The sequence below is a fragment of the Ramlibacter sp. Leaf400 genome, from assembly GCF_001424545.1.
GTDB lineage: Bacteria > Pseudomonadota > Gammaproteobacteria > Burkholderiales > Burkholderiaceae_C > Ramlibacter.
Map to the genome: position 1 here is coordinate 1 of NZ_LMQL01000002.1, position 26,081 is coordinate 26,081.

The 26,081-nt window shown below is 70.6% G+C and carries 28 protein-coding genes; 12 read left to right on the plus strand and 16 right to left on the minus strand.

The features are described from left to right. The first annotated feature begins 119 nt into the window (after positions 1-119). Positions 120-1,133: an IS110 family transposase gene (locus tag ASG30_RS02175; protein WP_055891975.1), complete on the plus strand. Its 1,014-nt coding sequence runs from the start codon at positions 120-122 to the stop codon at positions 1,131-1,133. A 599-nt stretch (positions 1,134-1,732) separates the two neighbouring features. Here ASG30_RS02175 and rpoN read toward each other — a convergent pair. After that, the gene (gene rpoN, locus ASG30_RS02180) at positions 1,733-3,124 is read right to left on the minus strand and encodes an RNA polymerase factor sigma-54 (protein ID WP_055891978.1); all 1,392 of its coding nucleotides are present in this window, start codon (positions 3,122-3,124) and stop codon (positions 1,733-1,735) included. Positions 3,125-3,447: 323 nt separating this feature from the next. On the opposite strand from rpoN, the gene ASG30_RS02185 reads away from it, so the two are divergent. The 6 genes from ASG30_RS02185 (at position 3,448) to ASG30_RS02210 (ending at position 10,065) form a co-directional block, all read left to right on the plus strand. Continuing rightward, the gene (locus tag ASG30_RS02185; protein ID WP_156385384.1) at positions 3,448-6,084 is read left to right on the plus strand and encodes a hybrid sensor histidine kinase/response regulator; all 2,637 of its coding nucleotides are present in this window, start codon (positions 3,448-3,450) and stop codon (positions 6,082-6,084) included. Positions 6,085-6,181: 97 nt separating this feature from the next. Then, a complete protein-coding gene (locus ASG30_RS02190) occupies positions 6,182-7,609 on the plus strand; it encodes a sigma-54-dependent transcriptional regulator (protein WP_055891984.1) in 1,428 nt (475 codons plus the stop codon). Positions 7,610-7,780: 171 nt separating this feature from the next. After that, positions 7,781-8,014, plus strand: a complete 234-nt coding sequence (locus ASG30_RS02195; RefSeq protein ID WP_200947224.1) for a KGG domain-containing protein — start codon at positions 7,781-7,783, stop codon at positions 8,012-8,014. Positions 8,015-8,127: 113 nt separating this feature from the next. Then, positions 8,128-8,430: a hypothetical protein gene (locus ASG30_RS02200; protein ID WP_055891990.1), complete on the plus strand. Its 303-nt coding sequence runs from the start codon at positions 8,128-8,130 to the stop codon at positions 8,428-8,430. 97 nt (positions 8,431-8,527) lie between these two features. Beyond that, positions 8,528-9,574 (plus strand): non-homologous end joining protein Ku, encoded by a 1,047-nt coding sequence (gene ku, locus ASG30_RS02205; protein WP_055891992.1) that lies wholly within the window; start codon positions 8,528-8,530, stop codon positions 9,572-9,574. A gap of 2 nt (positions 9,575-9,576) precedes the next feature. Then, positions 9,577-10,065, plus strand: a complete 489-nt coding sequence (locus ASG30_RS02210) for a hypothetical protein (RefSeq protein WP_055891996.1) — start codon at positions 9,577-9,579, stop codon at positions 10,063-10,065. A 62-nt stretch (positions 10,066-10,127) separates the two neighbouring features. Here ASG30_RS02210 and ASG30_RS02215 read toward each other — a convergent pair whose 3' ends face one another. Beyond that, positions 10,128-10,358 (minus strand): hypothetical protein, encoded by a 231-nt coding sequence (locus tag ASG30_RS02215; protein ID WP_055891999.1) that lies wholly within the window; start codon positions 10,356-10,358, stop codon positions 10,128-10,130. Positions 10,359-10,597: 239 nt separating this feature from the next. Here ASG30_RS02215 and ASG30_RS02220 point away from each other — a divergent pair, with 239 nt between their 5' ends. Further along, positions 10,598-10,993, plus strand: a complete 396-nt coding sequence (locus tag ASG30_RS02220; RefSeq protein WP_055892003.1) for a TraR/DksA family transcriptional regulator — start codon at positions 10,598-10,600, stop codon at positions 10,991-10,993. Positions 10,994-11,225: 232 nt separating this feature from the next. Here the strand turns inward: ASG30_RS02220 and ASG30_RS02225 are convergent, their stop codons facing one another. From ASG30_RS02225 to ASG30_RS02265, 9 genes are all read right to left on the minus strand, one after another. After that, complete coding sequence (locus tag ASG30_RS02225) at positions 11,226-12,128, minus strand: sugar phosphate isomerase/epimerase family protein (RefSeq protein ID WP_055892006.1); 903 nt, start codon at positions 12,126-12,128, stop codon at positions 11,226-11,228. 46 nt (positions 12,129-12,174) lie between these two features. Further along, positions 12,175-13,098: a 4-hydroxyphenylpyruvate dioxygenase gene (locus ASG30_RS02230; protein WP_055892009.1), complete on the minus strand. Its 924-nt coding sequence runs from the start codon at positions 13,096-13,098 to the stop codon at positions 12,175-12,177. Between the two features lie 25 nt (positions 13,099-13,123). Beyond that, on the minus strand, positions 13,124-13,957 hold the full coding sequence (locus ASG30_RS02235) for a shikimate dehydrogenase family protein (RefSeq protein ID WP_055892011.1): 834 nt from the start codon (positions 13,955-13,957) through the stop codon (positions 13,124-13,126). Positions 13,958-14,000: 43 nt separating this feature from the next. Further along, positions 14,001-15,002, minus strand: a complete 1,002-nt coding sequence (locus tag ASG30_RS02240) for a TRAP transporter substrate-binding protein (protein WP_055892014.1) — start codon at positions 15,000-15,002, stop codon at positions 14,001-14,003. 37 nt (positions 15,003-15,039) lie between these two features. Beyond that, on the minus strand, positions 15,040-16,320 hold the full coding sequence (locus ASG30_RS02245; RefSeq protein ID WP_055892017.1) for a TRAP transporter large permease subunit: 1,281 nt from the start codon (positions 16,318-16,320) through the stop codon (positions 15,040-15,042). Then, the gene (locus ASG30_RS02250) at positions 16,317-16,868 is read right to left on the minus strand and encodes a TRAP transporter small permease (protein ID WP_055892019.1); all 552 of its coding nucleotides are present in this window, start codon (positions 16,866-16,868) and stop codon (positions 16,317-16,319) included. The genes ASG30_RS02245 and ASG30_RS02250 overlap by 4 nt, the downstream gene beginning before the upstream one ends. A gap of 101 nt (positions 16,869-16,969) precedes the next feature. Further along, positions 16,970-17,680: a TetR/AcrR family transcriptional regulator gene (locus tag ASG30_RS02255; RefSeq protein WP_055892022.1), complete on the minus strand. Its 711-nt coding sequence runs from the start codon at positions 17,678-17,680 to the stop codon at positions 16,970-16,972. Positions 17,681-17,722: 42 nt separating this feature from the next. Next, a complete protein-coding gene (locus ASG30_RS02260) occupies positions 17,723-18,166 on the minus strand; it encodes a type II 3-dehydroquinate dehydratase (protein ID WP_055892024.1) in 444 nt (147 codons plus the stop codon). Beyond that, entirely contained in the window at positions 18,163-19,164 is a 1,002-nt protein-coding gene (locus ASG30_RS02265) for a TRAP transporter substrate-binding protein (protein ID WP_055892027.1), read from the minus strand. The genes ASG30_RS02260 and ASG30_RS02265 overlap by 4 nt, the downstream gene beginning before the upstream one ends. A gap of 101 nt (positions 19,165-19,265) precedes the next feature. Here ASG30_RS02265 and ASG30_RS02270 point away from each other — a divergent pair, with 101 nt between their 5' ends. From ASG30_RS02270 to ASG30_RS02280, 3 genes are read left to right on the plus strand one after another with little or no spacing between them, the layout of a single operon-like run. Continuing rightward, positions 19,266-20,084: an IclR family transcriptional regulator gene (locus tag ASG30_RS02270; RefSeq protein ID WP_055892029.1), complete on the plus strand. Its 819-nt coding sequence runs from the start codon at positions 19,266-19,268 to the stop codon at positions 20,082-20,084. Positions 20,085-20,097: 13 nt separating this feature from the next. Next, positions 20,098-21,372, plus strand: a complete 1,275-nt coding sequence (gene otnK, locus ASG30_RS02275) for a 3-oxo-tetronate kinase (protein ID WP_055892032.1) — start codon at positions 20,098-20,100, stop codon at positions 21,370-21,372. After that, positions 21,369-22,022, plus strand: a complete 654-nt coding sequence (locus ASG30_RS02280) for a class II aldolase/adducin family protein (protein WP_055892034.1) — start codon at positions 21,369-21,371, stop codon at positions 22,020-22,022. Before otnK ends, ASG30_RS02280 begins: the two co-directional genes overlap by 4 nt. Before the next feature lie 108 nt (positions 22,023-22,130). On the opposite strand, the gene ASG30_RS02285 is transcribed toward ASG30_RS02280, so the two are convergent. The 3 genes from ASG30_RS02285 to ASG30_RS02295 all read right to left on the minus strand — a co-directional run bounded on the left by ASG30_RS02285 (position 22,131) and on the right by ASG30_RS02295 (position 23,246). Next, positions 22,131-22,553, minus strand: a complete 423-nt coding sequence (locus ASG30_RS02285; protein WP_055892037.1) for a hypothetical protein — start codon at positions 22,551-22,553, stop codon at positions 22,131-22,133. Continuing rightward, the gene (locus ASG30_RS02290; protein ID WP_055892039.1) at positions 22,550-22,834 is read right to left on the minus strand and encodes a hypothetical protein; all 285 of its coding nucleotides are present in this window, start codon (positions 22,832-22,834) and stop codon (positions 22,550-22,552) included. The genes ASG30_RS02285 and ASG30_RS02290 overlap by 4 nt, the downstream gene beginning before the upstream one ends. A gap of 100 nt (positions 22,835-22,934) precedes the next feature. Further along, on the minus strand, positions 22,935-23,246 hold the full coding sequence (locus ASG30_RS02295; RefSeq protein WP_055892041.1) for a hypothetical protein: 312 nt from the start codon (positions 23,244-23,246) through the stop codon (positions 22,935-22,937). A 108-nt stretch (positions 23,247-23,354) separates the two neighbouring features. Between ASG30_RS02295 and ASG30_RS22330 the strand changes: the two genes are divergently transcribed. Next, on the plus strand, positions 23,355-23,513 hold the full coding sequence (locus tag ASG30_RS22330) for a hypothetical protein (protein WP_156385385.1): 159 nt from the start codon (positions 23,355-23,357) through the stop codon (positions 23,511-23,513). 118 nt (positions 23,514-23,631) lie between these two features. Here ASG30_RS22330 and ASG30_RS22335 read toward each other — a convergent pair whose 3' ends face one another. After that, on the minus strand, positions 23,632-23,805 hold the full coding sequence (locus ASG30_RS22335) for a hypothetical protein (protein ID WP_156385386.1): 174 nt from the start codon (positions 23,803-23,805) through the stop codon (positions 23,632-23,634). A gap of 383 nt (positions 23,806-24,188) precedes the next feature. Further along, positions 24,189-25,907 (minus strand): hypothetical protein, encoded by a 1,719-nt coding sequence (locus ASG30_RS22340; protein WP_055892044.1) that lies wholly within the window; start codon positions 25,905-25,907, stop codon positions 24,189-24,191. Positions 25,908-26,081: the final 174 nt, after the last annotated feature.

Below are 26,081 nucleotides of genomic sequence, written 5' to 3' on the forward strand. Positions count from 1 at the left end.
GAGATGGCATGGACGCCTCCCGTCTTCGGCGCCGGTGCGACGAGGGGGGCCTCGCATCTGACGGCATCGAGTGCCAAAGTGGAATTCTGTTCGACCCACTTGCGAAGGAGGCCCCCGAGATGAATGCTACGACGTACGGTATGGATATTGCAAAGAATGTCTTCCAGCTTCACTGGGTCGATCCGGGCTCGGGCGAGATTCACCGCAAGAAGCTCGGCCGCGGCAAGGTCGTGGAGTTTTTTGCGCAGCGCGAGCCCGGCGTGGTGGCCATGGAGGCGTGCGCCGGTGCGCACCACTGGGCCCGGCAACTGCTCAGCCTGGGCCACCGCGTGGAGCTGCTGCCAGCTCACCAGGTGCGCGCCTTCGTCAGCCGCAACAAGGACGACGCTTGCGATGCCCGGGGAATCTGGCTGGCCACTCAACACCACGATGTGCGCAGGGTCCCGGTCAAGAGCGTCGAGCAGCAAGCTCAGCTGAGCGCGCACCGTGTGCGTTCGCATTGGGTCAGCGTGCGCACCGCCAGCGTGAACATGCTGCGCGGGCTGCTTTACGAGTTCGGCATCGCGCTGCCCAAGGGCAGGCCGGCAGGACTGCGGTGGATCGCCGACAACCGCGCCCACATCGAGGCACAGCTGCCGCCGGCGATGGTGCGGCTGCTGGACGATCAGTTGCAGGCGCTGCGCGAGCTCGAGCAGCACGCGCAGGCGATGGAGCAGCAGATCCGGCTGGACCGAAACAGCAACGAGACGGCCAGGAGGCTGGGCGCCGTGCCCGGCATCGGTCTGCTCGGCGCCACCGCTCTGGCCGCCACGCTGGGGGACGGCTCGGGTTGGCGCAACGCCCGCGAGTTCGCCTGTTGCCTGGGCCTGACTCCCCGCCACACGGGCACCGGCGGCAAGGTGCGCATGGGACCGATCAGCAAGCGCGGAGACGCCTACTTGCGCACGCTGCTGATCCACGGGGCGCGCAACCTCGTGCGGCTGGCCAATCCGCCGGACTGGATCGCCAAGCTGCTGCAGCGCCGACCCCACAACGTCGTGGCCACCGCCGTGGCGCACAAACTGGCGCGCATTGCCTGGGCCATGAGCGCCCACGGCACGCCCTACCAGTCGCGCTGGGCAAAAGCCAATTGATCGATCGACCACACGGACTGCCGCGTGGTCCCACTTGAGTGTGCAGGCGAGTCGATGAGGTGATGGCAACAGCGGTCAGACCGTGGGCCGGCCAAGCTGCGAAAAACTCAGGGCTTGCAGCCCGCCAGAGAGTAGAGCACCGGCCTCGCGAATGTCCATCAGGGCCCCGCAGCGGATCGGAAGGTCCGGACTGCATGACAGGCCGGATATAAGTCCGCAGTGAATCCGCCGAGTCAAAGCTTCGAAGAACCGCTTGCCACACGGGAGGCGTCCATATAAGTTTTTCCGCGAGGGCCCGCNGTGCTCTTCCGATCTCAGGGCCCCGCAGCGGATCGGAAGGTCCGGACTGCATGACAGGCCGGATATAAGTCCGCAGTGAATCCGCCGAGTCAAAGCTTCGAAGAACCGCTTGCCACACGGGAGGCGTCCATATAAGTTTTTCCGCGAGGGCCCGCACCACTCAAGCGATGCGCGCAGCACTGCGAGCGCCAGCGAAGCAGGCGAAGAGGCACAGCATGAGCCCCCCCGCCGGGGACCCCCTGCCGCAGGCCACGGACAGCAATAAGCAAAGAGACAAAGAGCCCGGAAAGCCGAGGGCCTCAGGCCCCCACCCCCGCCCGCCTCCGCTCCGCCGGCTCGATCTTCATCTGCTGCCGATACTTCGTCACCGTCCGCCGCGCCACCTTCAGCCCCTGGAAAGCCAGCTGCCTGGCGATCTCCACATCCGACATCGGCTGCACGCGGGATTCCGCCGCGAACATCTCCTGCATCAACCCGCGGATCGCCGTCGGCGAACACTCGCCGCCATTGGCCGTGGCCAGCCCGCGCGAGAAGAAGTACTTCAGCTCGTACACCCCCACCGGCGTGGCCATGAACTTGTTGTTGGTGACGCGCGAGACGGTGGACTCGTGCACGCCGACCTCCTGCGCGATCTCGCGCAAGGCCAGCGGCTTCATCGCCATCGCGCCATAGGCCAGGAAGCGGTGCTGGCGCTTGAGGATGGCCTGCGCCACCGCCAGGATGGTGGAAAAGCGCTGCTCCACGTTGCGCACCGTCCAGCGCGCTTCCTGCAGGTGGGCGCCCAGCTCGGTGTTCTCCGCGCTGCGGTGGCGCCGGAACATCTCGGCGTAGCTGCGGTTGAGCCGCACGCGCGGCACCACCGCTTCGTTGAGCATCGCCGTCCACTGCCCGCGCACCTTGCGCACGATCACGTCCGGCGTCACGTACTGCACCGAGGGCGCACCGAAGCGCCAGCCCGGCCGCGGGTCGAGCCGGCGGATCGCGGCGCAGGCGGCTTCCGCCTCCGCGACCGACACGGCCAGCCGGCGCGCCACCGCGGGCATGTCGCGGCTGGCCAGGCACTGCACGCAGTCGCGCAGGATGCGCGAGGCCACCGCGCGCTTGCGCTCGCAGTCGATCGCGGGCAGTTGCAGCCGCAGGCACTCGATCACGTCGCGCGCCGCCACGCCGGCCGGGTCCAGCGCCTGCACGCGGCGCAGGGCGACCACCAGCTCTTCGGGCTCCACCGGCGGCTCCATCGGCACCAGCGCGCCGATCTCCTGCAGCGGGGTGCGCAGGTAGCCGTCGTCCTCCAGCGATTCGATGAGCGCGGCGGCCAGCGTCCAGTCGCGCTCGGACAGCGTCAGCAGGTTGAGCTGGCCCAGCAGGTGGTCGGCCAGCGAGGTCTGCGCGGCCAGCGTGTCGAACACGCCGTCGCCGTCGACCATGCGCGCGCGCGAGATCGGCTCGGCGCCCCACCCGGCCGATTCGCCGCTGGCGTCCATGGCGCCCACGGGCTCGTCCCCCGCCGGCGACGGCAGGTCCGCCACCGCGGACTCGTCGGGCTCCAGGAAGGGGTTGTTGTCCAGGGCGTCGCGCACGACCTGCGAGAAATCGAGCGAGGACATCTGCAGCAGACGGACCGCGCGCTGCAGCCGCGGCGAGAGCGTCGTCTGCAACGTCGAACCGATCTGCAAGCTCAGCGTATGCATCGGGTTCATTCCTTGATGAGTCCAGGCCAGGTCGGCCGGTGCGCCACGGCAGCGCAAGTCGCATGCCGTCCCGTGCCCGCACCGCCGGCTGGTCACGTCTGAGACGCGCCGTCACGTCTGCTCGGCCGCCCCTGGCGACAGGGTAGGCAGGCGGCCCGGCGCCGTGTCCGGCTTTTCTGTAAATGTTGCGCAGCACCGTGCCCGACAGGCCGGCACCCGGTAGCGTTTGCTGCAAGGCAGCGGATACAAGCTGTTGCCGCACACTGCGCCAAAGGCTGAGCCGTACTACGCTGGGCCGTTGCGCTCCCCCCATCGCCGCCCCCATGTCCCCGGACCCACCACCCCCGACCGAACCGCAGCGGTACTGGCCGCGCGCGACGCTTCGGCGCTACCTGGTGGCGATGATCCTGCTGGCCACGCTGCCGCTGGCGGCGCTGGTGTGCTGGCAGATCCTGGCCGACGTGCGGGCCGAGCAGGGCCAGATCGAGGCCAACCTCTCGCGCTCCGCCTCCGCCCTTGCGCACGCTGTCGAGAGCGAGGTGCATGCATCGTTCGACGCGCTCGCCACGCTGTCCCATGCCGACCTGCTGCAGTCGCCGCAGCAATCGCTGGCCCGCCTGCTGCGCGAGCGGCCGCCGCGGCGCGACTGGCACAGCGTGTTCGTGCTGGACGCCGAAGGGCAGCTGCTGTTCGACTCCGGCGACTTGCAGGCCGGTGGGCCGGTCGCGGGCGAACTCGGGCAGCTGCATGAACGCGTGATGCGCGAGGGCCAGCCCGCCGTCTCGGGCCTGGTGCCGACACGCGCGCCCGAGGGACAGGCCGTGATGCTGGCGGTGCCGGTGGTGCGCGGCGGCGAAACCCGGCTGGTGCTGGGCGCACGCGTGGCCGGCAACGCCTGGCAGCGGCTGGCGGCCACGGCCAACAAGCCCGAGGCCGGCTACGCGCTGCTGCACGACGCGCGCCGGCAGCTGATCGGCTGGACGCTGTCGCCCGGGCCGCCGCTGGGCATGAGCCTGGGCGCGGACACCGTCGCCACGATCGAGGGCCGCTGGTCCGGCGTGCAGCGGCTCACGGGCGTCGACGGCCGCACGGTGTACGCCGCGTGGCAGCAGGTGCCGGCCTCGGGCTGGGGCGTGCAGGTGGCGATGCCGGCGCGGCCGATCGACGCGGCGCACCGCCAGGCCATCCTGGCCGCGCTCTCCACCAGCGGCGCCAGCCTGCTGCTCGGGGTGCTGCTGGCGGTGCTGGTCGCGCAGCGCGTCGCCGACCCGCTGCAGGCGCTGGCCCTGCGCGGCGCGGCGGGCCTGCTGGGGCGGGTCGCGGTGCGCGAAGTGGCCATGCTGCGCGATGCGCTGGAGGCCGCCGCGCGCCAGGACCGGCACGCGCGCCAGGCGCTGGAAGAAGACATCGCCAAGCGCAAGCTGGTCGAGGCGCAGCTGCTGGCCGCCCACGAGCAGTTGCAGGCCAGCCAGCGCCTGATCGACCTGGCGCAGGAAGCCGGGCGCGTGGGCTTCTTCCACTACCGCTTCGAGGCCGACCACCTCACCTGGACCCCGGCGCACTGCCAGCTGTTCGGCATCGCGTCACTGGAGCCGCCGCACCTGGCGCGCTGGTTCGAGCTGATGGCACCGTCCGAGCGCGAGGCGAACGAGCGCGACTTCTGGACCGCGTGCGCGCTGCGGCGGCAGACGCAGACGCTGGAGTACGACGTGCTGCGGCCCGGCGGCGACCGCCGCTGGCTGTCCAGCCGGGTGCTGCTGCGCTACGGCTCGGACGGCAAGCCGGAGCAGATGACCGGCTTCACGGTCGACATGACGGACCAGCGCGAGGCCGAACTGCACCGCGCCGAACTCACCGAGCAGGCCGTCGCCGCGCGGCAGGCGGCGGAGGCGGCCAGCCGCGCCAAGGACGAGTTCCTGTCCATGCTCGGCCATGAGTTGCGCAACCCGCTGGGCGCGATCTCGGCCGCCATCGACGTGCTGGACGCGGCCCCGGCCGGCAGCGACAGCGCCGGCGAGGCGCGCGCCATCATCGCCCGCCAGACCCGCAACCTGGCGCACATGATGGGCGACCTGCTCGACGTGGGCCGGGTGATCGCCGGCAAGATCCTGCTGGCGCGCCAGCCGGTCAACCTGGCGGCGGTGCTCGAGCGCGTGCGGCGCACGCTGCACCTCACCGGCGAGGCCGCCAGCCACGACCTGCGGCTGGACGTGGGCGACGCGTGGATCGACGGCGACGCGGTGCGCATGGAACAGGTGATGACCAACCTGGTGACCAACGCGATCAAGTACACGCCGGCCGGTCGCCGCATCGAGGTCACCGTCGGGCTGCGCGGCGATCGCGCGGTCTTCGAGGTGAAGGACTCCGGCATGGGCATCCCGGCCACGCTGCTGCCGCATGTCTTCGACCTGTTCGTGCAGGGCGAGCGCACCCTGGATCGCCGCGCCGGCGGCCTGGGCATCGGCCTCACGCTGGTCAAGCGGCTGGTGGAACTGCATGGCGGCACGGTGGTCGCCGAGAGCTCGGACGACGGCAGCCGCTTCACGGTGGAGCTGCCCGCCATCGCGCCGCCCACCCGGGCCGAGGGCGACACGCTGCCGCCGTCGCGCCGGCGCCGCGTGCTGGTGATCGAGGACAACGCCGACGTGCTGGCCGCGCTGCGGTCCAAGCTCGAGCTGGACGGCCACACGGTCAGCACGGCGGCCGACGGCGTGGAAGGGCTCACGCGCCTGCTGAGGCAGCAGCCGGAGGTTTCCATCGTCGACATCGGCCTGCCGGGGCTCACCGGCTACGAGGTGGCGCGGCACGCGCGGGCCGCGGGCTACGCGGGCCGGCTGATCGCCCTGTCGGGCTACGGGCAGGAGCGCGACCGCAGCGATGCGCTGGTGGCGGGGTTCGACGGCTACCTGATCAAGCCGGTGGACCGGGCCCAGTTGCGTGCGAGCCTGAGCGCGGAGTGAGATTTCGCCGAGCGTTACACCGGCGCCGGCCCCCGCGGGAGAATAATCAGCCCGGCATTCGCTGCAACGGCGGAGCAAGGTCGCCAGAGGGAGTTCGATGGGCCATGCATTGATCGTCGAGGACGATGCCGACGCGGCACGCATGATGGCGCAGCTGGTGGCCAACGAAGGCTTCTCGGCGGCCACCGCGCAGTCGCTGCGCGAGGCGCGCAAGCAGATGGCGCTGCAGCAGCCGGACGTGGTGCTGCTCGACCTGCGCCTTCCCGACGGCAACGGCATGACGCTGCTGGACGAGACCGACCTGATCGGCAATTCCGAAGTCGTGCTGATGACGGGCCACGCCAGCCTGGAGACCTCGATCCAGGCCCTGCGCTACGGCGCGGCCGACTACCTCATCAAGCCCGTCAGCGCCAAGCAGCTGCACAGCATCCTGTCGCGCGTGATGAAGCCCTCGATCCTGCAGGACGAGGTGCGCAGCCTGCACGACGACCTGGTGCGCACCGGCCGCTTCGGCCACCTGGTGGGCACTTCAGCGGCGATGGCGCTGATCTACGAGCAGGTGGCGCGCGTGGCCGGCACCTCGGTCACCGTGTTCGTCACCGGCGAGAGCGGCACCGGCAAGGAGCTGGTGGCGCGCACCGTCCACGACCTGAGCCGGCGCCGCGCCAAGCCTTTCCTGGCGGTGAACTGCGGCGCGATCTCGCCCAACCTGATCGAGAGCGAGATCTTCGGCCACGAGAAGGGCAGCTTCACCGGCGCCGAGCGCCAGCACCAGGGCTTCTTCGAGCGCGCCCACGGCGGCACGCTGTTCCTGGACGAGATCACCGAGATGCCGCTGGAGCTGCAGGTCAAGCTGCTGCGCGTGCTGGAGACCGGCACCTTCATGCGCGTGGGCTCCACCACGCCGCTGGAGACCGACGTGCGCGTGGTCGCGGCCGCCAACCGCGACCCGGCGCAGGCGGTGGCGCAGGGCAGGTTCCGCGAAGACCTGCTCTACCGGCTGAACGTCTTCCCGCTGGACCTGCCGCCGCTGCGCGACCGGCTGGAGGACCTGCCGCTGCTGGTCAAGCATTTCCTGCAGGAGATCGGCCAGCGCGAAGGCATGGTCAAGCGCGCCACGCCGCCGGCGCTGGAGCGCCTGGCGCAGTACCGCTGGCCCGGCAACGTGCGCGAGCTGCGCAACGTGCTGCAGCGGGCCTATGTGATGTCCACCGGGCCGGAGATCACCGAGCAGTGGCTGCCGCGCGACCCCGCGCAGGTGGCGGCAGCGCCGCTCACCGCTTCGCCGGCGCCGCGCCTGGCCACGATGCCGGAGGCGCCCGCCGCGGGCGCCCTGGACGGTGCGCAGGCGCACACACCCCGCCCCACCATCGAGGTCGCCGTGGGCACGCCGCTTTCCGCCATCGAGAAACAGGTGATCCTGGCCACGCTGGACCACTATGGCCACCACAAGGAACGGACCGCGGCGGCCCTGGGCGTGAGCCTCAAGACCCTCTACAACCGGCTGAAGGAATACGGCCTGTAAGCGGCCTTCGTTCCGCTGGCGCGCCCACGCCGCGCCAGCCTTTCTCTTCCCACCGATCAGCAGGCCGGATGAAGCGGGATTTCGCGGCGACGCCCACGGCCCGGGCACGCCCGTTGCCGGACAAGCGATGCCTGACGGCAACCAAACTCCATGACTGAAAGGACGGGCAACATGGCTTCCCTCGATTCTTCTCCCCAGAAGCAGGACCCCAGCACCGGATCGCGCCGCAGCCTGCGCGGTTTCGCGGCGATGGATCCCCAGCGCCAGCGCGAGATCGCCAGCCTCGGAGGCCGGGCCGCCCACCAGAGCGGGCACGCGCACGAATTCACCACCGAGGAAGCGCGCGCCGCCGGTAAGAAGCGGCATGCCGCGCGCGCCAACGGCGGCGCCCAGGGCACGCGTTGACGTGTTGGCGCCCGCCTGCGCGCGGGTAGGAATCCGCGGCACGCGCGAAGCCCCCTGCGCTGACAGGGAGGCGGTGGACCGCGGCCTAGCATGGCCGCAGCCACTGTCCTTCCATGACCACCACCACCACGCCCGCGACCCCTGAACTGCAAGAGGCCAGCCGCGCGTTGTGGCTGGCGACGCTGTCGCTGATGACGGCCTTCATGCAGACGCAGGCGCCGGCGCACCGGCTGCTGATGGCGCGCCGCATCGCGCGCAACTTCAAGACGCTGCGTTCGCAGGACTGCTTCTCGCCGGACTGCCGCCATCGTTTCGCGCGGCTCGAGTCGCGCTGGCAGGCGCAGGCCGAGCGGCTGGAAGGCCGGCCGCCGGCGTCGCCCGTGCGGCGCGTGCTGGGCCTGCTCGGTCTCGGCTGAGCCAGGCCGCGCCGTCGCGTGTACGCACGCGCTGACACCAGGCGGTGCGTGGTGCCGACAGCGCGCGTGCGTTCGCGTTCCCAGACTGCCTGATCAGATGGCCACTGCCAAGCGCTCCTCCTCGTCCACGCCCAAGGGCATGGCGCCCACCTCCACGCGTGCGCTGTGGAAGGGCGCGATCACGTTCGGGCTGGTGCACATCCCGATCGGCCTGTACTCGGCCACGGCCGAGAGCGGCGTCGACTTCGACTGGCTCGACAAGCGCAGCATGGACCCGGTGGGCTACAAGCGCGTCAACAAGAAGACCGGCAAGGAAATCGCCCGTGACGACATCGTCAAGGGCGTCAAGTGGCACGGCGGCGACTACGTAGTGCTCAGCCCGCAGGAGATCCAGGCCGCCTACCCACGCACCACCCAGACCATCGAGATCGAAGCCTTCGTCGATGCCGACGAGGTGCCGTTCGTGTACCTGGAGCGGCCCTACTACGTCGGGCCGGTCAACAAGGGCGACAAGGTCTACGCGCTGCTGCGCGAGGCGCTCAAGCAGACGAACAAGGTGGGCATCGCCCGCGTGGTGATCCAGACCAGGCAGCACCTGGCCGTGGTGATCCCCAACGGCCCGGCGCTGGTGCTCAACCTGCTGCGCTGGGGCGGCGAGATCCGCTCGTGGGAGGACCTGAAGCTGCCGCCCTCCGACGCCAAGTCCGCCGGCGTGAAGGAGTCCGAGCTCAAGATGGCCAGGCAGCTGATCGAGGGCATGACCGCGCACTGGAGCGCCGACCAGTTCCGCGATTCATTCAAGGAAGAGATCATGAAGCTGGTCGAGGCCAAGGCCGAAGCCGGCGACACCGAGCACGTCACGCCGGTGGAGGAAGCGCCCAGCGGCGGGTCCAACGTCATCGACCTGACCGACCTGCTCAAGCGCAGCCTGGCGGGCGGCGGGCGAGCCCCGCGCGAAGCCCCGGCGCCGGCAGCTGCACCGGCGGCCCGCAAGGGCGCCCGCAGCGCCGGGAAGACGGCGGCCAAGGCCGGCACCGACAAGCGCAAGCCGGCCGGCAAGTCCGCCACTGCCAAGTCCGCGAGCGCCAAGTCCGCGAGCGCCAAGTCCACGGCCGCCAAGACCCGCTCGCGCAAGGCGGCCTAGCCATGACCCTGATGCAGTACCACGCGCTGTGGGTCGCGCTCGCGCTGACCGGCATCGCCGTGGCCAGCGGCCTCCTGACCCGCCACCTGCGCCGACGCGACCTGCGGCGCCGGCAGGCCGAGGAAGCGCTGGAGGCGCTGGCCCGGTACTCGGAATGGCTGGCGGCTCAGCGCCGCGCCGTGTTCCAGGGCGAGCGGCCGCAGTCGCCCCTGGCCCAGCTGTGCCGAATCCAGCAGGCCGCCTTCCCCGAACTCGCCGGGGCCCTGGTCGCGCTGCTGCAGGTGCACGTGCTCATGCTGGACTTCCTGTGGCGGCAACAGGCGCTGCGCGACCGCGATCCCGAGGCCTGGCTGGTGTCGGACCACGACGGCCGCTTCCTGGCCTTGTGGCGCGAGCACGGCGTGGCGGTGCATGGGCTGGCCGAGCGGCTGCGCAGCGTGGCTGGCGGGCTGCTGGTCGACGCCGAGCCGGAGACCGTGTTCCCGGCCTGAGCCGCCGATCGGGCAAAAAAAAGCCCCGGCACGCGCCAGGGCTTGATTCGCGGGAGACGCGATCAGGCGTTGGGGCCGGAGCTGTCCGTGCCGGCCGGGCGCGTTTCGGCGGCACGGCGGGTGCGCACCTCGACGCTGCGGCGGGCGGCCGCGCGGGCCTCCTCGCGGGAGAACTGATGGGCCCGGCCCGCGGCGTGGGCCGTGCGGCCGCCGAGGGCGGCCACCTGGCGCATCTTCTCGGGGTCGAGCAGAGCGAAACCGCGCTTGCGAGGGGTATCCGTGGGCTGGGTCATTCGAGGCTCCTGGGTGGGGGGTGAAAGGTGCCCATCCTTGGCCAAGCTCAGCGGGGTCTGTGTAGGACAAAGCCTCACATGACCGTCGGCCCCCTTCGCGAGGCTGTCGGACGGCGTTGGAGAGGCTGTCGGCGGTCAACCATCCGACGCCACCGTGGGCGCCCCGGCGGGTCGCAAACGGACGTAACAGGCCGGCGCCGCGGCCCCCGCGCGCCGGGCTTCCTCCCCAAAATGGGCCGATGGACGGCAAGGCACTCACCCCGGCGCAGCGCTCCGAGCTGCAGCAGCTGATGGCGGGCCGCGAACAGGAGCTGGAGCAGTCGATGGCCGGCCTGCGCCAGGAACTCGCCACGCCCTCCTCCAGCGGCGGGGGCGAGGTGCGCGACTCCGTCGAGGACGGCGACGCCCGCATGGCGGTCAGCGTGGACCTGGTGCAGCTGCGCCGCCAGGAGGACGAGTTGCGCGACATCCGCCATGCCCGCGACCGAATGCGCGCCGGCGACTATGGCCGCTGCGAGGAATGCGACGAGCCGATCCCCTTCGAGCGGCTCAAGGCGCGCCCCGCCGCGCGGTTCTGCATCCGGCATGAAGAGGCCTGGGAGAAGGCGCATCCGGGGCCGACGGTGGCGGGTTGAGGGGCCGGCGCGCCGCTCCCTCCGCGCTCTCCCGTTCTCTCCTGTCATTCCCGCGGAGGCGGGAATCCAGTGCGTCCGCCTTCAGCGGACTGCCGGAAGCACTGGATCCCCGCCTTCTCGGGGATGACGGTGCCAAAAAATTTCGAACACCGCCGAGGGCAGGGCCCACCATGAGCCCGGGCCAGGCACCGCCTGCCGCGCGGGCGCACTGCCCAACGCAACACTGCCCAAATCAAGTCCGCAACCGCAACTGCCCCGGCAACGGCATCGACCGCCGCAGCACATCCTCCGCCAGCCACAGCGCCGACCGCCGCGCGCGCTCGGCCACCATCGGCAGCGGCATCTGCACGTAGTCGTCGTTGAACACCTCGAAGCTGTAGTCGCCCGCGTAGCCGAGCGCGTCGAGCTTCTGCACCAGCGACACGATCTGCGCCGTGTGCACGCCCTCGCCGGGGAACACGCGGTAGGTGCGCGCCGTGGCCATGCGCTCCTCGAAGGTGCGGGTCTCCTGCCACATGAAGTCCGACAGCTGCACCAGGAACACCTTGCCCGGGTCCACCTCGTCCAGCGCATCGAAAGACGTCCCCGCGGCCAGGATGTGGAAGGAATCCAGGCCCAGGCCGAGGTTGGGGCAGTCGGCGCGGCAGACCACGTCCCAGGCGGTGGTGAACTCGTTGACCGTGCGGCCCCAGGACAGGCCCTCGTAGGCGATGCGGATGCCGTGCGGCACGGCCAGCAGCGCCAGCTTGCGCAGGTCGCGCGCCAGGTGGTCCAGGTCCTGGCTGGCGTGCGTGCTGGTCGAGGAGCAGGCCAGCAGCACCTTGCAGCCGAGCGCGGCGCACATCTCCAGCATGGTCTTGGCGATGTCCACCTTGTACTGGTGCAGGTGCCCCGACAGCCCCTCGAAGTCGCGCAGCACCTGGAAGCCGGTGCCGCGCAGGCCGCTGGCATGCACCGCCCGCACCGCGGCCTGCCAGCCCTGCGGATGGCCCACCAGGTCGTTGGCCTTGAGCATCACCTGGCTGAAGCCGGCCTCGGCCATCGCGGCCAGCTTGGCCTCCAGCGGGCCGGCCAGCGTGATGGTGTCCATGCCGAACCCGGCGATGGCCCGCCTCTCGCTGCGGCGGTCGGTCATGCGAAAACCTCCGCGGTGCGAGCGCCTTCGGGCGGCCGGGCGGCGCTCACGCCCCGCCCCGCTCGCTGTGCACCAGCTCGAACACCACGCCGCCCAGGTAGGTCTTGGTGAGGGCGCCGCGGCGCTCGGTGTGGGCTGCCTCGGTCTCGACGAACTCCATGCCGAGCGCGCGCAGTGCCTTCACCGCGGCCAGCACGTCGGGCACGCCCAGGCCGATGCGCTGGAAGCGCTCGCGGCCGTCGTCCACGTCCAGGCCGGGCTCGATCAGCTGCAGCATGAAGCGGCTGTCGGGGTCGACCGAGGGCGCGCGCAGCAGCTTGCCCGAGGGCAGGATGCCGAAACGCTGCTCGTCGGGGATCACCTCCAGGCCGAACAGCTCGCGGTAGAACTCGATCCAGTCGTAGCTGCGCCCGGGGCCGATGTACTGCACCACGCCGAAGAAATGCTGGCCCGCCACCGCCGGCGGCCGCGGGTCCACCGAGGGGATGGGCACGAAGTCGACGTCGTAGATGGAGAACTCGCGCCAGCGGTCCACCAGGTAGATGCGGCTGCCGCCCGGGCCATGGATGGCGGGGATGTTGAGCTCCATCGCCTCGGGGTGCGTGGGCACCTCCCAGCCGCCGCGCTCCAGCACCCAGCGGTAGGCGCTGCGCGCATCGCGCACCCGCAGCGCGACGGCGCCGATGGCGGGCGCCTCGCGGCCCAGCGCAGCGCCCACGGACGGGTCGGCGTCGTGCGCGTTGACCACGATGTTCAGCCCGCCCTGCCGGTACAGCAGCACCTCGCGCGAGCGGTGCCGCGCCACCGGGCGGAAGCCCATCATCTCCAGCACGTGGCCGAGCGCCTGCGGGCTGGCCGTGGCGTACTCGATGAACTCCACGCCATCCAGGCCCACCGGGTTGGCCTCGTCGCTGAAGGACGCCTGCAGCGGCTCGCGCGCGTGGTCGGGTTGGAGAAGCAGGTCGCTCATGAAGACTCCCGTCGGGTCGGCCCGCTCAGTACTGCAGCCGGGCCAGCGAGCGAAGCGTCTGCGCGTCGGTCGTGGGCAGGCCGAAGAACTCGAGGTAGGCCGGGATCATCTCGAACAGCATGTCGGTGCCCACCTGCACCGGGCAGCCGCGCGCCTGGGCGGCGGCCAGGAAGGCGGTGGTCTCGGTCTTCATCACCACCTCGCCGACGAAGGTGCGGGGCGACAGCCGGTCCATGTCCATGGGCAGCGGATCGCCCGGGTTCATGCCCAGCGGCGTGGCGTTGACCGCCACGTCCATGCCGGCCGGGTCGGTGCTGCCGGTGGAGACCTGCACGGCCGGGTAGTGGGTGCGCAGCCGCTGCGCCAGCCCTTCCATGGTCCCGGCCTGCACGTCGAACAGCGCGATGGCGCCCACGCCCGCGCCGGCCAGCGACGCCGCGATGGCCGAGCCCACGCCGCCGCAGCCCACCACCAGGGCGCGCGCGCCCGCCAGTTGCACGCCCTTGCGGCGCAGCCCGCGCACGAAGCCCTCGCCGTCGAACATGTCGCCCACCAGCCGGCCGGCCGCATCGCGCCGGACGGCGTTGCAGGCGCCCGCCACGCGCACCGTGGGCGAGACCTCGTCCAGCAGGTCCACCACCGACACCTTGTGCGGCATGGTGATGAGCGCGCCGCGGATGTTCTCCAGCGAGAACAGGGCGCGCAGCACCTGCGGGAAAGCCTCGGCCTTGCACCCCATCGGCACGACCCGCGCATTGATGCCGGCCGACTCGAAGTAGGGGTTGTAGATCATGGGCGCCTTGAACGAGTGGGTGGGCCACCCGAGGTGCGCGATCACCTCGGTGTTGCCATCCACCACCGGGGGCGCGGACTGCCTTGCGTTCATGGCGCGCCGCCCTCGCCTACTTGCGGACCTTGTCCAGCTCGGCCATCACGGCCTTGACGGTGGCATCGCCCACCGAGGCGGAGTGCTTGGCGATCACCGGCTTCATCTTCTCGCGCAGCTTGGCCACCTCGGCGGCGGGCAGCTCGGTGACCTGCATGCCGTTCTTCTTCAGGTTGTCCAGGATGCCGGCGGCGGCGCTGCGCGACTGCTCGCGCTGGAACTTCGCCGATTCGGTGGCGGCGTCCTGGATCACCTTCTTCTCGTCGGCCGACAGGCCGTCCCAGAACTTCTTGCTCACCACCACCGACTGCGGGTTGTACTGGTGGTTGGTCAGGGCCAGGTGCTTCTGCACCTCGAACAGCTTGGCGCCCTGGATGGTGGCCACCGGGTTCTCCTGGCCGTCCACCGCCTTCTGCTCCAGCGCGGCGTACAGCTCCGGGAACGGCAGCGGCGTCGGGTTGGCGCCCAGCGCGCTGACCCAGTCGACGTTGATCGGGTTGGGGATCACGCGCAGCTTGAGGCCGGCGATGTCTTCCACCTTGGTGATCGGGCGGCGGCTGTTGGTGATGTTGCGAAAGCCCAGCTCGTAGTAGGCCACGCCGACCAGGCCCTTCTCCTGCAGCTTGTCGTGCAGCGACCTGCCGAACGCGCCGTCCACCACCGCATCGGCCTCCTTGGCGTCGCCGAACAGGAAGGGGAAGTCGTAGATGGCGAAGTCGCGCACCACGCTGGCGAAGATGCCCGAGTTCATCGAGGCCATCTCCAGCGTGCCGCCCTGCAGCGACGACAGGTTGGCCTGGTCGCTGCCCAGCGCGCCGCCGGGGAACACGTTGACCTTGAGCTTGCCGCCGGACTTCTGCTCCACCAGCTCGGCGAACTTCTCCATGCCCAGCACGATCGGGTGGCCCTTGGCGTTCTGGTTGGCGAACTTGATGGTCTTGGTCTGCGCGTGGACGCCGCCCGCGGCGGCCACGGCCACCGCGGCGGCCAGCAGGGTCTTGAGGAACAGTCGTTTCATGGCAGGTCTCCTGGGGATGGAAAGTGGTTCTGGAAGGTCAGTTGTAGAGCCAGCGCGCCGGCACCATGACCAGCTGCGGGAACAGCACCATCAGCAGCAGCACCGCGAACTGCGCGAGCATGAACGGCCACACGCCCCTGGTGACCTCGTCCATGCTGATCTTGCCGACGCCGGCGACGGTGCTGAGGATGGTGCCCACCGGCGGCGTGATCAGGCCGATGGAGTTGTTGATCATGAACAGCACGCCGAAATAGACCGGGTCGATGCCGGCGGCCTTGATGAGCGGCATCAGCACCGGCGTGAGGATCAGGATGGTGGGCGTCATGTCCATGGCCGTGCCCACCAGCATCGTCAGCAGCATGATGGCCAGCAGCAGCAGCGTGGGGTGGTCCAGCAGCGGCTGCAGCAGCGTGACGAGCTGCGCCGGCAGGGCGGCCACCGTGATCATCCAGGCCGACACCATGGCGGCCGCGACCAGGAACATCACCACCGCGGTGGTCTGGGCCGCGGCCAGGAACACGCCATACAGCTGCGACAGCTTCAATTCGCGGTACACGACGGTGGCCACCAACAGCGCGTACACCGCCGCGACCACGGCCGCCTCGGTGGGCGTGAAGATGCCGAACTTCAGGCCCACGATCACGATCACGGGCAGCCCCATGGCGAAGGTGGCGTCCTTCAGCGCGACCAGGATCTCGGCGCGGCTGGCGCGCGGCGGCGGCTCGATCTTCTCGCGCCGCACCAGCCACCACCAGGTGAACCAGAGGGCCGCGCCCAGCAGCACGCCGGGGAAGATGCCGGCGATGAACAGCTTGGAGATCGAGACGTTGGCGGCGACGCCGAACACCACGAAGCCGATGCTGGGCGGGATGATCGGACCCATGACCGCCGCGGCCGACAGCAGGCCGGCGGAGCGCGCCTTGTCGTAGCCGGAGCGAACCATCATCGGCAGCAGCAGCGCCGCCAGCGCGGCCGCGTCCGCCACCGCCGAACCCGACAGCGCCGACAGCAGCGCCGCGGCCAGAATGGCCACGTAGCCCAGGCCGCCGCGCACGTGGCCGACCAGCGCCATCGCCAGGTTGACGATGCGGCGCGACAGGCCGCCGGTGTTCATGATCTCGCCGGCCAGCATGAAGAAGGGCACGGCCAGCAGCGGGAAGCTGTTGGCACCCTCGATGGTGTTCTGGGCCAGGATCTGGGGATCGAAGCTGCCCAGGTGGAACATCAGGGCGGCGCCGCAGGCCAGCAGCGCGAAGGCGATGGGCAGGCCCAGCGCCATGGCGCCGAGCAGCGAACCGAGGAAGACGGCGATGGTCACGGCTTGCCCCCCTCGATGACGACCGGGCCGTGCGCCACTTCCTCTTCGGACTCGACGATGGCAACCAGCTGGTCCTCACGCAGGCGGCCGGTCACCAGCCGGGTGAACTCCAGGACGATGATGGCGCCCGCCAGCACGGCGAACACGATGCCGCTGGCGTACAGCCAGGCCATCGACGCTTCCATCACCGCGCTGGTGGTGCCGATGTTGATCACCGACTGCTGCCAGGCGCCCTGCCCCATCAGCCAGCACAGGTACAGCATGATCAGGTGGGTGGCGCCCAGGCACAGCTTCTTGCCGAACACGGGCAGCCGAGAGACCAGCACGTCGGTGCCCAGGTGGCCGTGGTTGCGCAACGCCACCACCGCGCCCAGGAAGGTCATCCAGACGAACAGCCAGCGCGAGAGCTCCTCGGAGACGGTGATCCCCGAGTTGAAGCCATAGCGCAGCACCACGTTGCCGAACACCATGATGACCATGAGGGCCAGGGCGGCCACCATGAGGAAGGCGAACAACCGGCACATCCGGTCGATGAGGGTGTCGAGCATGCGCGGTCTCCTGCAGTCCGGCGATTTTGTACGGACTGGTTAATTTTCGAGCCGAGGGAAACTACTGACACGCGCGCGGGCGTGGCCCGGCCGTGGGGTTTTTACTTGCGCACGAAGCGCACGACCATCTCCACCACGTTGGCGCGGCGGTGCGCGATGTAGGCCGGCGACAGCATGTCGAGCTTGAAGATCAGCCCGAAGGTGTGCCGGTTGGAGACGTTGAAGAAGCTCAGGGCCGAGATCGATGCGTGGATGTCCACCGGGTCCAGGCCCTTGCGAAAGAGGCCGGCCTTCACGCCGCGCTCGTACAGGTTGCGGATGGCCGCGATGGCCGGCACGTTCAGCTCCTGGATGCGGGGACTCTGCGCGAGGAACTGGCCGCGGTTGATGTTCTCGGACATCACCACGCGGATGTAGTACTCGTGGTGCAGGTGGTGGTCGAAGGTGAAGGCCACCAGCCGCCGCAGCGCGTCCTCCGGGTCCAGGTCCTGCAGGTGCAGCTGCGACTCGACGTCGCGCACCCGGCGGTAGGTCTCCTCCAGCACGGCGAGGTACAGGCCCTCCTTGCTGCCGAAGTAGTAGTAGATCATCCGCTTGCTGGTGCGGGTGAGCTCGGCGATGCGGTCGATGCGCGCGCCGGCCAGGCCGTGCTCGCCGAACTCCGCTTCGGCCACTTCGAGGATGTTCGCCCGGGTGCGTTCCGGGTCGTTGGTGCGGCCGGTCGGACGCTCGGCGGCGCGCGCCGGCCGCGCCTTCGGGTCCGCCTTCGCCGCCGGTTTCGCGCGCCGGGCCGATTGAACCGTTTCGTTCATTCATCGAGTATAGGTCGCGCCCCGGGCCGGGCGCGACCCTCCTCAGCGCGTGGCCTGGCGTGCGAGCGCGACCACCCCGCGCAGTCCCAGCAGGTAGGACTGCGGCCCCAGGCCCTGGATCGTGCCCTTGACCGCCGGCGAGATGATGGAGTGGCTGCGCCACGGCTCACGCGCCGCGATGTTGGACATGTGCACTTCCAGCACCGGGAAGGGCATGGCCTTGATCGCGTCGTGCAGGGGCACGCCGTGCTGGGTCAGCCCGGCCGGGTTGACCAGCGCACCCTGCGCCGAGTCGATGTGCTGGTGCAGGAAGTCCACCAGCACGCCCTCGTGGTTGGACTGCACCGTGGCCAGCTCGACCTGCAGTTCGCGCGCCAGCGTCGCGAGCATCTCGTCGATCTGCGCCAGCGTGGTCGTGCCGTAGATGTGCGGCTCGCGGCGGCCGAACAGGTTCAGGTTCGGCCCGTGCAGGACGAGGATCTTCATTTGCGGATGCGAGCCAGCTCGTCGTTGTACAGCTTCACGGTGGCGGGGTCGTAGCTGGCGGCGAACTTGTCGGTCACCGGCTTGGCGATCTCGCGCATGCGGGCCTGCTCGGCCGGCGTCACTTCGTTGAACTGCATGCCCTTGGCCTTGAGTTCTTCCACCGCCTTCTGCGCGGCGGCGCGGCTGGCCTGGCGCTGGTAGCCGCGGGCCTCGTTGAAGGCTTCCTGCATCATGCGCTGCTCGGCGGGCGACAGGCGGTCCCAGAAGCGCTTGCTCACCAGCACGATGTTGGCCGCGTAGACGTGGTTGGTGGCGCTGACGAACTTCTGCACTTCGAAGAACTTGTTGGACAGGATCACCGAGAACGGGTTCTCCTGGCCGTCCACGGCCTTGGACTCCAGCGCGCCGTACAGCTCGGCAAACGGCATCGGCACCGGGTTGGCCTTGAACGCCTTGAACGTCTCCAGGAACACCGGGTTGGGGATCACGCGGATCTTCAGGCCATCGAAGTCCTCGGGCCTGGTGATCGCGCGGCGGCTGTTGGTGGCGTTGCGAAAGCCCAGGTCCCAGTAGCCCAGCGCGACCAGGCCCTTCTCGGGCAGCTTGGCGATCAGCGCCTGGCCGAGCGGGCCGTCCAGCAGCGCATCGGCCTGCTGGAAGTTGCCGACCGAGAACGGGAAGTCGACCAGGCCGAACTCCTTGACGATGCCGGCCAGCGACGTGGTGGCCGGCGCGGTCATCTCCTGCACGCCGCCCTGCAGCGCGGACTGCTGCTGCATCTCGTTGCCCAGCTGGTTGGACGGGAACTCCTGCACCTTCAGCTTGCCGCCGCTCTTGGCGGCCAGCAGTTCGGCGAAGCGCTTGACGCCCATGCTCACCGGGTGGTCGGTGTTGTTCAGGTGACCGAACTTGATGACGCGTTCCTCCTGGGCGGAGGCGCCCAGGGCCGTGGCGGCCAGCGCGAGGCCGGCCAGGGTCTTGCGGAAAAGGGGATTCACGAAGGTTGTCTCCTCGAAAGAAATCGGCGGCGCCCGGATGGCGCTGCGGCATGATAGGAATCGAAACAGAACAGCGTTCCAGACTGGAATCCCTTTCCAACATGCAAAACGAAGCCGCCAGCGGGACCGTGAACCGCGCGCTGCGCATCCTCGAGACGCTGGCCGGCGAGCCCGAAGGCATGCCGCTCGCCTCGGTCGCTTCCGAGCTCGATCTGCCACGCAGCGCGACGCACCGCCTGCTCAACGAGCTGGTGCGCTGCGGCTACGTGCGGCAGCTGCGCGCGCAGGGCGACTACGCGCTCACCACCAAGCTGCCGGCGATCGGCCTGAGCTTCCTGGGCGGCGCCGGCATCGTCGACATCGCCCAGCCCATCATCGACCGGCTGGCCGAGACCTCGGGCGAGCTGGTGCGCCTGGCGCTGGTGGACGGCGACCGACTCACCTTCGTGGCCAAGGCGCAGGGCGCGCGCTCGGGCCTGCGCTACGACCCCGACATGGGCATCGACGTGCAGCTGTCCTGCAGCGCGGGCGGCCATGCCTGGCTGATGACGCTGTCGGAAGAGCGCGCCACCGAGCTGGTCGCCAGACAGGGCTTCGGCTCGCCCAAGGCCTTCGGGCCCAAGGCGCCCACCACCTTCAAGGCGCTGATGAAGCTGCTGGAGGAGGACCGCCGGCGCGGCTTTTCCACCATCGTGGAGATGTACTCGCCCGGCATGTCGGCGATGGCCGCGCCCGTGCTGCGCCGCGGCCACGACGCGGTGGGCGTCATCACCATCGCCGGCCCGCTGCAGAGGCTCACGCCCGACCGCATGCTGCAGCTGGGCCCGGCACTGACGTCGGCCGCGGCCGAACTCGCGATGGCCAGCAGCACCTCGCCGCTCTTCACGCAGCGCGCCCGCATGGCCGCGCCGTCGCGCTAGAGTGGCGGCCACGATGACCCAACCCCTGCTGCTCGGCTGCATCGCCGACGACTTCACCGGCGCCACCGACCTGGCCAACAACCTGGTGCGCGCCGGCATGCGCGCCGTGCAGACCATCGGCGTGCCGAAGGCGCCCATCGAGGACGTGGACGCGGTCGTGGTCGCACTCAAGTCGCGCACCATCCCGGCCCAGGAAGCGGTCGCGCAGTCGCTGGACGCGCTGCGCTGGTTGCGCGAGCAAGGCTGCAGGCAGATCTACTTCAAGGTCTGCTCCACCTTCGACTCCACCCCGGCCGGCAACATCGGACCGGTGGCCCAGGCGCTGGCCGACGCGCTCGGCGCCGACTTCGTTTGCGTGACGCCGGCCTTCCCCGAAAACGGCCGCACCGTCTACCAGGGCCACTTGTTCGTGGGCAGCGTGCTGCTGAGCGACTCGGGCATGCGCCACCACCCGCTCACGCCGATGACCGATGCCAACCTGGTGCGCGTGCTGCAGGCGCAGTGCCCGCAAAGCCGCGTGGGGCTGGTGCCGCACGAGGTGGTCGCGCGGGGGCCTGAAGCCATCGGCGAGCGCATCGCCGCGCTGCGGTCGCAAGGCGTGCGCTTCGGCATCGTCGATGCCGTCGGCAACCAGGACCTGATGGCGCTGGGCCGCGCCATCGCCGATGCGCCGCTGGTCGTCGCCGGTTCCGGCGTCGCCATCGCCCTGCCCGCCAACCACGGCCTGTCGCCCTCCTGCGACGCGGCGCGGCTGCCGCCGGGCGAAGGCGCGAGCGCCGTCGTGTCCGGCAGCTGCTCGTCGGCCACGCAGGAACAGGTGCGCGAGTTCATCGGCCGCGGATTGCCGGCCTTCGAGGTCGATGCGCTGCGCGTGGGCGCCGGCGGGGACGTCGCCGCCGAGGCCCTGCGCTGGGCCGACCAGCACCTGGGCCAGAAGCCGCTGCTGGTGTATTCCACGGCCTCGCCGGAGGCCGTGAAGGCCGTGCAGCAGTCGCTGGGCGGCACGCGCGCCGGCGAGCTGGTGGAGCGCACGCTGGCCGACATCGCCGCCGGCCTGGTGCGGCGCGGCGTGCGGCGCCTGGTGGTGGCGGGCGGCGAGACCTCGGGCGCGGCGGTGCAGGCGCTGGGCGTGCGCCAGCTGCGCATCGGCCCGCAGATCGATCCCGGCGTGCCCTGGTGCCACGCGCAAGCCGAAGCTTGCGGCGGCGCGGGCCTCCACCTGGCGCTCAAGTCGGGCAACTTCGGCACGCCGGATTTCCTCACCAAGGCTTTTGACCTCCTCCCATGAACGAAGACTTCGCACGCCGAGAGATCTGCCGCGTCGGCCGCAGCCTGTTCGAGCGCGGCTACGTGCACGCCACCGCCGGCAACATCAGCGTGAGGCTCGCCGACGGCAACTTCCTGATCACGCCCACCGACGCCTGCCTGGGCTTCCTCGAGCCGGACCGCCTGGCCAAGGTCGATGCGCAGGGCACGCAGGTCGGCGGCGACCGCGCCAGCAAGACCCTGGTGCTGCACCGGCGCATCTACGAGGCCGCGCCCGAAGCCGGCTGCGTGATCCACACGCACAGCACGCACTGCGTGGCGCTCACGCTGCAGCCCTGCGGACAGGAGCTGCTGCCGCCGATCACGCCCTACTTCGTGATGAAGGTCGGCCACGTGCCGGTGATCCCGTACCGCAGGCCCGGTGATCCCGAAGTGGGCGAGCTGGTCTCGCAGCAGATCGAGCGCTACCGCGACCGCGGCGCGCCGCTGCGCGCGGTGATGCTGGAGCGGCTGGGGCCGAACGTGTGGCACGAAACGCCGGCAGGGGCGACGGCGGTGCTGGAGGAGCTGGAAGAGACCGCGCGGCTGTGGGGAATGGCGCAGCCGAAGCCGCAGGGGTTGACGCAGGAGCAGCTGGAGCAGCTTCGCAGTGCGTTTGGTGCGGCCTGGTAGGTAAGGGGGAAGCACTGGATCCCCGCCTTCGCGGGGATGACGGCCCTTCCCGTCCGGGGATGACAGGCGTCGTCATTCCCGCGAAGGCGGGAATCCAGGGCTTCCGATTCACGCCTGCGACCGCGCCAGCTCGCAGGCCGCGTCGTACACCGCCGCGAGCTCACCCTCCGCCGGCAGCGCGAAGCGCGGGGACGGCACGCTGGACGCGTGGACCAGCCGCCCCCGGCTGTCGTACCCGAGCACGCCATGACCCTGCCCCACGCGCGTGCGGCAGTCCATCTGCAGGCGCGCCATCGTGCGATGCCACTTCGCTGTCACCGGCACCGACGCGTCCATCCGCGCCACCGTCTTGAGCGCCAGCCCGCGCACCCACAGCTCGACCGACGCGCCCCGCGCCTGCATCGTCGCCAGGTCCACTTGCAGGTCCGGCGCACCCGGCACCGCTTGCCAGTCCGACGCCGCACGCACCGGCCCCGCGGCGAGGCTGAGAACCAGTCCCGCCGCCGCAGCCAGCGCGTGCGCTGACTTCAAGGCTTGCGGCCCAGGATCTCGCCGATGCTGGCGCGCGGCTCCGCCAGCGGATCGGGCTCGCTCGCCGCGTCGGCGTCGGTGCGCTCCCGGCCGCGCTCGATGCCCGCATCGGCTTCGGGCGATGCCGGCATGCCGACTTCGGCGCCGCCGCCGGTGAGGCTGTGCGTGCCGACCGGCGCGCCGCCGCCCTTGCGCTTCTCGTCGGCCGGATGCCAGGGCTGGGCGTCCTTCTTCGCGTCGGGTCGTTCGGCGCGGCCACCATCGGAAGGGGTGTCTTTCATCGCTGCTCCTGTCGGGTTCGCGGGCGGGCGATCCGCCGCATGCAGGCGATTCTTCGCGGCGATGCGGGCGCAGCCTGTCGGCGCCGTACGCGGCGGCGGGTCAGTCGTGCTCCCGGCGGTGCGGGTGCTCCACCGCCTCGTTGGCGGCGCGACGGTCGAAGCTGAAGTCGTAGCGATCGCCCGGCGCCCCCTCGCCGCGCGCCATGCGCAAGCCGAGCGGTCGCACGCGTTGCGCGAAAGCGAGCACCTGCTCGCGGCTGTCGAGCGTGAACCGGGCCATCAGCTGCCCCGTGCGGCCGCGCACCGACACCTGCCATTCCCCGCGGCCGCCGGGCGCGGCGCGCCGGGCCTGGTGGATGGCTTCGAACACTTCGGTGACGGGGTCGCGGCGCGGCCAGGCGGACTGGTTCATCTCGCGGCCTCCAGGGCAGGCCGCGCCAATGGCTCAGGCAGGCGACTGACCTTGCGCATCGGGCACGTCCTACAAAACCATCCGGCCGGCATGGAGAGGATTCGCCGCATGACGACACCCGTCCAGGCTCACTTCAGCGACAGCTGGTGGAACGATTCCGGTCCCGTCGACGACCGGCAGCCGGGCGGCCTGGGACTGTGGGCACTGATCGTGCTGCTGTCCCTGGCGCCGGGCATGGGCGTGCTGCTCACCGTTCTGCTGGACTGACGAACGCCTCCAGGCGCCGCCATCTCGCGAAGGCGGGGACTCCGGGCGCGCGTGAAGCGCGCCGAGGCGGGAGCACTGGATTCCCGCCCTCGCGGGAATGACGGTGGGGGGGCATTGCCTAGTCGGCAGCACCGGTCCGGGGATCGGGCGCGTTCCAGTGCCAGTCCACATGCTCGAAATCGCTGTCGCGGAACGGCTCGGGCACTTGCTGCGCGGGCAGCAGGCGTTGCAGCAGCCCGGCCAGGCCGCGGCGGGGCGCAGGCGATGCGCGGAAATCGTCGTTGTCTTCCATGGATGAACCACTCCTTGCTGAGGCAGGCGCAAATGGTGGCCCGAGCCTGCTGGCTCGGCTGTAGGACGGCGACGGCATCGAAGAACAAGGGCCGCGGCGGAGACGGTTGGCATGCAACCCGCCGTAAGGTGTGTGAGTGCACGCCAGCATCGCGCCCGCATTTGCCTCTTTTTTCAGCAGAACGTCGCAAGCGAATGTCCACGCACGTTTGCCTCGAAAGCACAGGGCTTTCCCACAGAGTTGTCCACCGCGGCTGTGGGTTTCGTCCTACCTCTCCGTGGGCACCCGGCCTTCAGGCCGCGTGTTCCGGGGCGCCCCCCGCACGGAAGAGGTCTTGACACGACTTCTGCGCGCCGGCGTTGCAGGGCCGCATCGCGCGTGCTTCATCCGCGGCCGCAGCTGGCCAGCGTGGTGCGTTGCCACTGGACTTCGCGGGCAGCCCCTGCCGGCACTTCCTGGGCCACGAAGACACCGCCGTCGCGCAGCACGACGTCGCCGTTGACGTACGCCTTTCCGCGCTCCCAGTTCGCAGCGACGCACGGGAGCGCCTTGGGTTCGCTGCCGATGGGGGCCTGCGCTGCGGGTGCGGGAGCAGGCGGCGTCGGGGCTGCAGGGGCGGGCACGGTTGCATCGGCAGGCGGCACCGTGGGCGCAGCCGGTGGTGCCGGTGGGGGCGGCACTGGCGCAGGCGCAGGCGGCGGCGGCGGCGGTGGCGGTGGTGGCGGTGGCGGTGGCGGTGGCGGTAGCGGTGGCGGTGGCGGTGGCGCCGGTGGCGGCGGCGCAGGCGTGGGCGCCGGTGCAGCCGCTACAGGAGCGGGCGCAGGTGCCGGTGTCTCCGTCTTGCTTGGCTTGCCCGAGGTGCTGGAGTGTCCCGGCTTGTTCGGCTTCACCGAGCCTTGCCATTCGCGGCGGGGCGGGTCGGTGTTGCCGTGGCCGCTGTCTTTCGATGGGCCCTGGCTGTTCGTGTTGCTGCCCGGAGCGCCGCCGGCGTTGCCACCCGCGTTGCCCCCGACGATGCCACCCGCAGCAACGCTGCTGGGCCGGTACTCGACGCTTCGTCCCAGGCCCACGGCCGTCCCGGTGGCCGTGCCGGGCAGCACCTGGTAGTCGTAGACGCTGATGTCCCCGGTGCCGACCACCGGCTCGACGCCCAGCTCGGCGCTCACCACGTACTCGTTGCCCTCGGCCCACCGCTGGCCGCACGCATCGGTGCGCGTGGCCATGTAGTTGACGATGGCGGCCAGGTCGATCTCGCCGGCCCCCACCGGCAACACCTCCGGCACGAAGGCGACCAGCTTCCAGCCGGTCTTGCCATACGCGCCGCCCAGGGTTCCGAAGTTGTAGCGGCTGCAGCCATCGCCGTCCTTGGTGATGTACACGTGGTAGCGCTTGCCGGCGATCATGGCGTCGTGGTCGTACCAGCCCGGATTGCGGCCGCCGGCCGTGTGGTGCGCGCCGTAGTTCCCCCAGTGGTCCAGCGGGATCATGATCTCGTGCGTGATCGACGAGTTCAGCCAGCCGTCGTCCTGCCGCGCATCGGATTGCAGCCAGAGGTCGAAGGTGAGCTGGCCCTGCCCCGTGGGCTTCGCGTTGTGCTGGTAGGCCAGGCGGGCCTTCAGCGGCGGGATGGGCAGCTGCATCGGGAAGAGGCTTGCGCCCGGAGCGCCGGACGACGTGCGCGCAACGCCGGTGCCTTGCAGCAGTGCAGCGGTGTAGCTGGCATAGCCCGGCTTGCGACCGTACATCGCGGCGGGGTAGCCCTTGACCTCCGTGTCGCCCTCGGGCCATCGCCACTGCATGCGGAAGGCCACCTCGCCTGCGGCGCCGGTGGCCGCGCCCACCCCCTGGTAGAAGTCGTTGGGGCCGACCGAGCCCTGGCCCCAGCGGTTGTCGATCACCCAGTACGGATCGCCCGCGCTGCCGGCGCGCAGCCATCGGTCGTCGCCGAGCGCATCGACGCCCATGGCCGGCGCCTGGGCCATCGAACGCGCGGGAACCAGCGCCGCACAGGCGACCAGCACCACGGCCGCGCAATGGGTGTTGCTTCGCCGCGCCTTCGCGAGTCCACCCCGCCCCGGCAGGCCATCGGGTCTGCTGATCATGTCCACGACTCCTGTAGCTCCTGAGCCCAGTCTGCGATGGCGCCGCGCGGCGCTCCATCCTCTTTTCTCGGCGAAAGCGTTCCTCGCCGGCCCCGCGCCGCCCGCCGCGCGCCTCGTCACGGGGCAGGCGTGGGGCGCGCGTGCGGCTGCGGCGCGGATGCAACGGGGCAGGAG

Bases quoted from the DNA above. Each gene is read 5' to 3' on its own strand.
- ASG30_RS02175 (WP_055891975.1), top strand. From the start codon at position 120: ATGAATGCTACGACGTACGGTATGGATATTGCAAAGAATGTCTTCCAG.
- rpoN (WP_055891978.1), bottom strand. From the start codon at position 3,124: ATGCATACGCTGAGCTTGCAGATCGGTTCGACGTTGCAGACGACGCTC.
- ASG30_RS02185 (WP_156385384.1), top strand. From the start codon at position 3,448: ATGTCCCCGGACCCACCACCCCCGACCGAACCGCAGCGGTACTGGCCG.
- ASG30_RS02190 (WP_055891984.1), top strand. From the start codon at position 6,182: ATGGGCCATGCATTGATCGTCGAGGACGATGCCGACGCGGCACGCATG.
- ASG30_RS02195 (WP_200947224.1), top strand. From the start codon at position 7,781: ATGGCTTCCCTCGATTCTTCTCCCCAGAAGCAGGACCCCAGCACCGGA.
- ASG30_RS02200 (WP_055891990.1), top strand. From the start codon at position 8,128: ATGACCACCACCACCACGCCCGCGACCCCTGAACTGCAAGAGGCCAGC.
- ku (WP_055891992.1), top strand. From the start codon at position 8,528: ATGGCCACTGCCAAGCGCTCCTCCTCGTCCACGCCCAAGGGCATGGCG.
- ASG30_RS02210 (WP_055891996.1), top strand. From the start codon at position 9,577: ATGACCCTGATGCAGTACCACGCGCTGTGGGTCGCGCTCGCGCTGACC.
- ASG30_RS02215 (WP_055891999.1), bottom strand. From the start codon at position 10,358: ATGACCCAGCCCACGGATACCCCTCGCAAGCGCGGTTTCGCTCTGCTC.
- ASG30_RS02220 (WP_055892003.1), top strand. From the start codon at position 10,598: ATGGACGGCAAGGCACTCACCCCGGCGCAGCGCTCCGAGCTGCAGCAG.
- ASG30_RS02225 (WP_055892006.1), bottom strand. From the start codon at position 12,128: ATGACCGACCGCCGCAGCGAGAGGCGGGCCATCGCCGGGTTCGGCATG.
- ASG30_RS02230 (WP_055892009.1), bottom strand. From the start codon at position 13,098: ATGAGCGACCTGCTTCTCCAACCCGACCACGCGCGCGAGCCGCTGCAG.
- ASG30_RS02240 (WP_055892014.1), bottom strand. From the start codon at position 15,002: ATGAAACGACTGTTCCTCAAGACCCTGCTGGCCGCCGCGGTGGCCGTG.
- ASG30_RS02250 (WP_055892019.1), bottom strand. From the start codon at position 16,868: ATGCTCGACACCCTCATCGACCGGATGTGCCGGTTGTTCGCCTTCCTC.
- ASG30_RS02255 (WP_055892022.1), bottom strand. From the start codon at position 17,680: ATGAACGAAACGGTTCAATCGGCCCGGCGCGCGAAACCGGCGGCGAAG.
- ASG30_RS02260 (WP_055892024.1), bottom strand. From the start codon at position 18,166: ATGAAGATCCTCGTCCTGCACGGGCCGAACCTGAACCTGTTCGGCCGC.
- ASG30_RS02270 (WP_055892029.1), top strand. From the start codon at position 19,266: ATGCAAAACGAAGCCGCCAGCGGGACCGTGAACCGCGCGCTGCGCATC.
- otnK (WP_055892032.1), top strand. From the start codon at position 20,098: ATGACCCAACCCCTGCTGCTCGGCTGCATCGCCGACGACTTCACCGGC.
- ASG30_RS02280 (WP_055892034.1), top strand. From the start codon at position 21,369: ATGAACGAAGACTTCGCACGCCGAGAGATCTGCCGCGTCGGCCGCAGC.
- ASG30_RS02290 (WP_055892039.1), bottom strand. From the start codon at position 22,834: ATGAAAGACACCCCTTCCGATGGTGGCCGCGCCGAACGACCCGACGCG.
- ASG30_RS02295 (WP_055892041.1), bottom strand. From the start codon at position 23,246: ATGAACCAGTCCGCCTGGCCGCGCCGCGACCCCGTCACCGAAGTGTTC.
- ASG30_RS22330 (WP_156385385.1), top strand. From the start codon at position 23,355: ATGACGACACCCGTCCAGGCTCACTTCAGCGACAGCTGGTGGAACGAT.
- ASG30_RS22335 (WP_156385386.1), bottom strand. From the start codon at position 23,805: ATGGAAGACAACGACGATTTCCGCGCATCGCCTGCGCCCCGCCGCGGC.
- ASG30_RS22340 (WP_055892044.1), bottom strand. From the start codon at position 25,907: ATGATCAGCAGACCCGATGGCCTGCCGGGGCGGGGTGGACTCGCGAAG.